Source organism: Streptomyces sp. NRRL WC-3742 (assembly GCF_000720635.1).
In the GTDB taxonomy this organism is placed as follows: domain Bacteria; phylum Actinomycetota; class Actinomycetes; order Streptomycetales; family Streptomycetaceae; genus Kitasatospora.
In genome coordinates, this window is sequence record NZ_JOCF01000040.1 from 65007 (window position 1) to 71141 (window position 6135).

A 6135-nucleotide genomic window follows, 5' to 3' on the forward strand; every position below is an offset into this window, starting at 1 on the left:
CACTACCGGCGTAGTGGCGCGGCCCGCCGCGCGCCGAAGCGCGACGGCGGGCCGACTCGGCGGGGACGGGTGGCTACCAGCCGCGGTTGGCGTAGCGCTCGGTCTCCGGCAGGGTGTCGCAGTTGATGCCGACCATGGCCTCGCCCAGGTTGCGGGAGGCGTCGGCGATGATCTTCGGGTCGTCGAAGAAGGTGGTGGCCTTCACGATGGCGGCGGCGCGCTTGGCCGGGTCGCCCGACTTGAAGATGCCCGAGCCGACGAAGACGCCCTCGGCGCCCAGCTGGCGCATCAGCGCGGCGTCGGCCGGGGTGGCCACGCCACCGGCGGAGAACAGCACGACCGGCAGCTTGCCGAGCTCGGCGACCTCCTTGACCAGCTCGTACGGGGCGCGCAGCTCCTTGGCGGCGGCGTACAGCTCGTTGTGGTCCAGCGCGCGCAGGTGGCCGATCTCGTTCTTGATCTGGCGCAGGTGACGCACGGCCTCGACGACGTTGCCGGTGCCGGCCTCGCCCTTCGAGCGGATCATGGCCGCGCCCTCGGCGATGCGGCGCAGGGCCTCGCCCAGGTTGGTGGCGCCACAGACGAAGGGGGTGGTGAACGCCCACTTGTCGGAGTGGTTGACCTCGTCGGCCGGGGTCAGGACCTCGGACTCGTCGATGTAGTCGACGCCGAGCGACTGCAGCACCTGGGCCTCGACGAAGTGGCCGATGCGGGACTTGGCCATCACCGGGATGGAGACCGCGGCGATGATCTCCTCGATCATGTTCGGGTCGGACATGCGGGCCACGCCGCCGTCCTTGCGGATGTCCGCCGGAACCCGCTCCAGCGCCATGACGGCCACCGCTCCGGCATCCTCGGCGATCTTCGCCTGCTCGGCGTTGACCACGTCCATGATCACACCGCCCTTGAGCTGCTCGGCCATACCGCGCTTGACCCGGGCGGTGCCGATCTGCGGCTGGTCTGCGGTGGTGGGGGTGGTGGACACGTGAGACCTCACTCGAAGATGAACCAGTGCTATCGCCCTATGGTAGGCAGAACGGATGGCCCAACGATGCGCCACCAAGTCCAGCCCGGACGACGGGATGCGACAAACGGGCCGTATCCGGGGGACACCTTAGGGCCTGTCTTCGGGCTCCCGTCTGTGGGAGCCCGAAGACAGGAGCCCGAAGACAGGCCCTAAGCCGGCGCGCCCTCCGGCGTGAGGGCGGGCGGCGGGGCGTCGTCCATCTCGAAGGCCATCGGGAACGGCGCACTCCCCGCCAGCCGGAAGTACCTCACCAGACGGTGCTCGCGCACCGCTCGCGCCGCCCGCACCGCGTCGTTGTGGAAGCGACGGGCCATCGGCACCCGCCGCACCGTGGCCGTCAGCTCACGAACCGCTTCCTCGCCGCCCGGCTCCGCCCGCAGCGCCGCCACCTGCTCCGGCTCCTCCAGCACCGCCCGCAGCGCCAGGCTCAGCTGGCTCTCCGCCACCTCGCGGTGCTCGTCCTCCGCCTGCCGGGCCGCGTGCGCCGCGTCCAGCAGCAGCAGCGAGGCCGCCGGGTCCAGCAGCGAGGACGTCGCCAGCTCCATCGCCACCGCCGCCCGACGGACCAGCTGCGCGTCCAGCGCCGCCCGCGCGGCGTCGATCCGGGCGTGCAGCCGGTCCAGCCGGCCCGCCGTCCAACTCAGGTACATGCCGAACAGCACCACGGCCACGCCGGCCCAGATCCAGGTAGTCACGGGCCGCTACGTTACCGGGTGTCACCGGCTCACCCTTCGACGGACGTCACCCGGTAGCTGTCCCGGTCGATGTCCTCGACGTTCACCGCCGTGAACAGCCGGCCGCCCCGCTCCGGCCGCACGAACTTCGCGACCAGCTCGACCACGCCCTCGCTCAGCGCCGCCTTCGCCTCCGGAGTCCGCCCCGGGAAGATCTGGAACTGCACATACACCTGCGCGTCCGCGGCCCGCCCGCTGGTGCCCACCACCAGCGCCTCCACCTGCCGGAACACCGTCTTGCACGCGTCCGGCTTCGCGTCGATCGCCTCCACCGCCAGCCGGTTGATCGCCAGCCCCAGGCCCCGGCGGTCGAAGGTCCCGGCCAGCGACGACGAGTACTCCACGGAAATCTGCGGCATCGAACTGCCCCCATGCGGATCGAACGTTGTGCGGTCGACCCGACCCTAGACCCCCTGACGCGGGGCTTCAGTCGCGGGCCAGTCCGAAGCGGCCGCGCCGCCCGCCTCGCACGTCCTCCTCGACCACGGCCGCGTGCCCGGCCGTCACCGTCTCGTACACCGCCAGGATGTCCGCACCCACCGTCGACCAGTCGAAGCGCCGCACGTGCCGCGAGGCCGCCTTGCTCAACTCCGCCAGCCGCCCCGGGTCCCCCAGCAGCCGCACCGCCGACCGCGCCAGCGCGTCCGCGTCCTCCACCGGGAACAGCTCCCCCGCGTCCCCGCCGTCCAGCACCTGCTTGAACGCGTCCAGATCGCTCGCCAGCACCGGCACCCCCGCCGACATCGCCTCGACCAGGATGATCCCGAAGCTCTCGCCGCCCGTGTTCGGCGCCACGTACAGGTCCACGCTGCGCAGCAGCCGCGCCTTCTCCCGGTCCGACACCATCCCCAGGAACTCCACCTGCCGGCGGACCTCCGGCGCCAGGCCCGCGACGGCCTCCTCCTCGTCGCCCTTGCCCGCCACCAGCAGCCGCACCCCGGGGCGCTGCTCCAGGATCTTCGGCAGCGCCGCCAGCAGCGTCGGCAGGCCCTTGCGCGGCTCGTTGATCCGCCCGATGAACCCGATCGTGCCCGGCTCCCCCGCCGCCGCACCGCCCGTCCAGCGCTCGTCCGGCTCCGCCCCCGCGAAGAACCCCACGTCCACGCCGTTGGGGATCACCACCGCGTCCCCGCCCAGGTGCTCCACCAGCGTGCGGCGCGCGTACTCCGACACCGCGATCCGCGCCCGGATCTTCTCCAGGCCCGGCTGCAGGATCGGCGAGGCCGCGATCATCGCCCGCGAACGCGGGTTCGAGGTGTGGAACGTCGCCACCATCGGCCCGGACGCCGACCACGCGGCCAGTATCGACAGGCTCGGCGAGGCCGGCTCGTGCACGTGCAGGATGTCGAACCGGCCGTCGTGCAGCCACCGCCGCACCCGGGCCGCCGACAGGATGCCGAAGCTCAGCCGCGCCACCGACCCGTTGTACGGCACCGCCACCGCCCGCCCCGCCGAGACCACGTACGGCGGAAGCGCCTCGTCGTCCTCGGCCGGCGCCAGCACCGACACCTCGTGCCCCAGGCCGATCAGGTGCTCGGCCAGGTCCCGGATGTGGAACTGCACCCCGCCGGGGACGTCCCAGTCGTACGGGCAGACGATGCCGATCTTCACGAGTTCCTCGGATTCCTTGTGAAATTCCTTGTGAAAGGTGAAAGGGGCCGGATCACGACCCGGTCGCCTCGGCCGCCGGCTCCCCCGCCGGCACCGGCACGGCCTTCCCCGCCACCGTCCCGCGGACGGACAGGTCGGCCAGCCAGAACTTCTGCAGCATGTGCCAGTCCTGCGGGTGCTCGGCGATCCCCCGCTCCCACACCTGCGCCATCGCCTGCGTCATCGCCAGCGTCCGCTCCTTGCGGTCGCCCACCTGCGGCTCCACCACCTCCGGGTGGATACGCCCGCGCAGCACCCGGCCCTCGTACCAGAGCGTCACCGGCAGCAGCGCCGCCCCGGTCCGCTGGCACAGCGCCGCCGGACCGGCCGGCATCCGGGTCGCCTCACCGAAGAACGACACCTCGATGCCCGCCTCCGAGAGGTCGCGGTCCCCCACCAGGCAGACCATCTTCCCCGCCCGCAACCGCCGCGCCAGTGTGCCGATCACGTTCACCGAGCCGCCCGTCAGCGCCAGGACCTCCATGCCCTGGCCCTCCCGGAACTCCACGAACCGGTCGAACAGCCGCTCCGGCTTCAACCGCTCCGCGACCGTCGTGAACGGGTGGCCCTGCTGCGCCACCCACGTCCCCGCCAGGTCCCAGTTGCCCATGTGCGGCAGCGCTATGACCGCGCCCCGGCCGTTCTCCAGGTGCTCCTTGAGCAGCTCGAAGCCGTCCACCTGGACATCCCTGGCCACCCGCTCCCGGCTCCACACCGGCAGCCGGAACGACTCCATCCAGTAGCGCATGTACGAGCGCATCCCGGCCCGGGACAGCTCCCGCAGCCCCGCCTCGTCCAGCCCCGGACGGACCCGGCGCAGGTTCGTCTCCAGTTGCAGCACCCGCTTGCCGCGCCGACGCCACGCGTAGTCCGCCAGCCCGTCGAACAGCGCCCGCGCCCAGGACTCCGGCAGGTGCTTCAGCACCGCCCAGCCCGCCGCGTACGCCCAGTACACCAGTCGGTCCGTCACCGCCGGACTCCCCCCATCAGCTCCCGGCCGCCGCACGGTCGGCCTCGAACGCCTCACGGCGCACCGTCACCATGCGCTGCACCACCGTCACCAGACTGCCCGCCGCGACCAGCCACAGCGCCACCGGCAGCAGCCACTCCACGTACGGCACCCCGAAGGTGTGCATACCCGCCAGCCCGGCCGCCACCAGGCTGATCACCAGCCGCTCGGCCCGCTCCACCAGCCCCGACACGTCGCACGGCAGCCCCTGGCTCTCCGCCCGCGCCTTCGTGTACGAGACGATCAGCCCGCTCGCCAGGCAGAAGATCGCGACCGCGCACAGCAGGTCGTTGTCGCCCCCGCCCGCGTACCACATCGCGATCCCGCCGAAGATCGCCGCATCGGCGACCCGGTCCAGCGTGGAGTCCAGGAAGGCCCCCCACTTCGAGGTCCGGCCCAGCTGGCGGGCCATGTTCCCGTCCACCAGGTCCGAGAAGATGAAGAGGGTGATCGTGACCGTGCCCCAGAAGAACTCCCCACGCGGGAAGAACACCAGCGCACCGGCCACCGAACCGGCCGTACCGATCAGCGTCACGGCGTCCGGGCTCACACCCAGGCGGATCAGGAACGCGGCGAACGGGGTCAGGACACGTGTGAAGAAGGCACGCGCGTATTTGTTGAGCATGGCCTTCCCAGCCGCTCCGATCTTCCTGGTACCCGCCTGGCGCAGGACACGCGGCAGACGGCCGGACGGATCAGCCCGACCGGCCCACCCATCGTAGCCACGCCCGGGACACCCTCCGTCGCACGCACCGCCGCACGGCACACCGCCCACGGCCCGCCGTCCCCGAGCGTCCTCGCGCGGACCGCCCCTACACTGCGAAAGGACAGCCTCGGCGCCACGGGAGGAGACCCCGATGCCCGACCGCAGCACGGCACGAGCCGGCCAGGCACCCGCCGTCACCGGCCCCAAGGACCTGCGCAACGTCGCCCTCGTCGGAGCGAGCGGTGTGGGAAAGACCACCCTCGCCGAATCCCTCGCCCTCGCCGCCGGAGCCACCGGCCGCCCCGGCCGCGTCACCGACGGCACCACCGTCTCCGACCACGAGGACATCGAGCACCAGCAGCAGCGCTCCGTCCAGCTCTCCTTGCTCCCCCTCGAGTGGAAGGGCGTCAAGATCAACCTGATCGACCCGCCCGGCCACCCCGACTTCACCGCCGACCTGCGCGCCGCCCTCCACGCCGCCGACGCCGCCGTCTTCGTCGTCTCCGCCACCGACCCCGTCACCGCCCCCACCCGCGCCCTCTGGCGCGAATGCGCGGCCGAAGGCATCCCCCGCGCCATCGCCGTCGCCAAACTCGACCTCGCCCGCACCGGCATCGACGACATCCTCAACCTCTGCCACGACGCCTTCGACCTGGGCCCCGACACCCTGCGGCCGCTCTTCCTGCCCGTCCTCCACGACGGCCACCCCGACGGCAGCGTCGACCTCATCACCGGCGACACCTACGGCGACACCAGCGCCGCCCCCGACACCGGCCCCGCCCACGACAGCCTCGTCGAAGCCATCTCCGGCCAGGACGACACCCTCTTGGAGCGCTACCTCACCGGCGACACCCTCGACCCCGACGCCCTCGAAGCCGGCCTGCGCCGCGAAGTCCTCGCCTGCACCCTCCACCCCGCCGTCCCCACCAGCGACAACGGCCTCGGCGCCGCCGAACTCCTCAACCTCATCGCCCACACCTTCCCCGACCCCACCGAACGCACCCCCCCC

The 6135-nt window shown here is 72.3% G+C and carries 7 protein-coding genes; 1 reads left to right on the plus strand and 6 read right to left on the minus strand.

Annotation, left to right across the window (positions count from 1 at the left end):
• Nucleotides 1-73: 73 nt before the first annotated feature.
• The 6 genes from pdxS to pgsA all read right to left on the minus strand — a co-directional run bounded on the left by pdxS (nucleotide 74) and on the right by pgsA (nucleotide 5045).
• Nucleotides 74-985, minus strand: a complete 912-nt coding sequence (pdxS, locus tag IH61_RS0122495; RefSeq protein WP_031072591.1) for a pyridoxal 5'-phosphate synthase lyase subunit PdxS — start codon at nucleotides 983-985, stop codon at nucleotides 74-76.
• Between the two features lie 191 nt (nucleotides 986-1176).
• Complete coding sequence (locus tag IH61_RS0122500; protein WP_078911308.1) at nucleotides 1177-1677, minus strand: hypothetical protein; 501 nt, start codon at nucleotides 1675-1677, stop codon at nucleotides 1177-1179.
• Between the two features lie 74 nt (nucleotides 1678-1751).
• Entirely contained in the window at nucleotides 1752-2120 is a 369-nt protein-coding gene (locus IH61_RS0122505; protein ID WP_031072596.1) for a 5-carboxymethyl-2-hydroxymuconate Delta-isomerase, read from the minus strand.
• A gap of 67 nt (nucleotides 2121-2187) precedes the next feature.
• Nucleotides 2188-3372 carry a glycosyltransferase family 4 protein gene (locus IH61_RS0122510; RefSeq protein WP_031072599.1) on the minus strand — a complete coding sequence of 395 codons (1185 nt, stop codon included), beginning with the start codon at nucleotides 3370-3372 and terminating at the stop codon, nucleotides 2188-2190.
• Nucleotides 3373-3424: 52 nt separating this feature from the next.
• A complete protein-coding gene (locus IH61_RS0122515) occupies nucleotides 3425-4381 on the minus strand; it encodes a phosphatidylinositol mannoside acyltransferase (protein ID WP_234327288.1) in 957 nt (318 codons plus the stop codon).
• Between the two features lie 16 nt (nucleotides 4382-4397).
• Nucleotides 4398-5045: a phosphatidylinositol phosphate synthase gene (gene pgsA / locus IH61_RS0122520; RefSeq protein WP_031072602.1), complete on the minus strand. Its 648-nt coding sequence runs from the start codon at nucleotides 5043-5045 to the stop codon at nucleotides 4398-4400.
• 232 nt (nucleotides 5046-5277) lie between these two features.
• Here pgsA and IH61_RS0122525 point away from each other — a divergent pair.
• The coding region (locus IH61_RS0122525; protein WP_031072605.1) for a GTP-binding protein at nucleotides 5278-6135 on the plus strand (858 nt) is incomplete at its 3' end.

What these genes read in the sequence shown, in the direction of transcription:
- IH61_RS0122500 (WP_078911308.1), bottom strand. Translation starts at nt 1,677, where the DNA reads ATGTACCTGAGTTGGACGGCGGGCCGGCTGGACCGGCTGCACGCCCGG.
- IH61_RS0122505 (WP_031072596.1), bottom strand. Translation starts at nt 2,120, where the DNA reads ATGCCGCAGATTTCCGTGGAGTACTCGTCGTCGCTGGCCGGGACCTTC.
- pgsA (WP_031072602.1), bottom strand. Translation starts at nt 5,045, where the DNA reads ATGCTCAACAAATACGCGCGTGCCTTCTTCACACGTGTCCTGACCCCG.